Consider the following 871-nt stretch of genomic DNA (forward strand, 5'->3'; position numbering starts at 1 on the left):
GCTGGCCATTACGCTCTTGCTTTAATTGAGTAACCCACTTACTAACGGTTGATTTACCCACACCCATCGCTTTGGCTGCTTCTTCTTGAGTATAACTTTGGTCAACTACAAGCTGAGCTGTTTCTAATTTGATTGCTGCAGAATACGTTGCACGTTTTAATTTCGTCATTTTTTCACCCAAATTTGTATGCTTATCAGCATAACATTTCTTTCTTAATGGGTGGCCAAAATTACTGTACCACTACATGGCGAGGTAAGAGTAACCTCAGTTCAACGTTACAATAGATTTTCTAATCTAAAAGTTATCTCGCCACATTACTTTCGTAACTCAGTTTTGTCCAAAAACGAGTTTAACCGACCGTCTGCTTCTCGCTCACTGCAGACTATCAGCTGTATTTGCTTTTTAGTTGCTTATTACACAAACTGCGCAACTACGTCTTTTTACAAAAACTACGTCACGTCTAATATTATTCATTTTCACAACATGGTCGAAAGTTGATAATCCAGTTAAAAACCAAAGGAAGACGTCGATGAAGGCAGCTTAAATCGAAATAATAAAAGTTTAAAAAATGATGTTAAACGCTATTACAAATCGTGATATTGAACAAGCGACTCACACTTTACTTAAATGCATTAATAATTTAACTATTGAGAAATGAGATAGTTGCTGCGAGTTTATAAAGTGTTTGGGTTTAGTAAAAAGAAAGCTTAACGAGTGAAGCAGTCTAACAACTCCAAAACTATTGCTTTAGTTCTATTATTCTAGTTCTATTGCTTTAGTTTTGGCGCTTATTAAAGGGATAATATTTACCCTTTCATTTGTTCAAGCTCTTTGCCTTTGGTTTCGTGTAAAAACTTAAATACAAATATA

Annotated in this window: 1 protein-coding gene; it reads right to left on the reverse strand. The window is 34.9% G+C overall.

Annotated elements, in window-relative coordinates:
- The coding region (locus tag CXF76_RS00760; RefSeq protein WP_157823327.1) for a transposase at positions 1 to 169 on the reverse strand (169 nt) is incomplete at its 3' end.
- Positions 170 to 871: the final 702 nt, after the last annotated feature.

Origin of the sequence: Pseudoalteromonas sp. 78C3, assembly GCF_002836695.1 — a bacterium.
Classification (GTDB): Bacteria; Pseudomonadota; Gammaproteobacteria; order Enterobacterales; family Alteromonadaceae; genus Pseudoalteromonas; species Pseudoalteromonas arctica.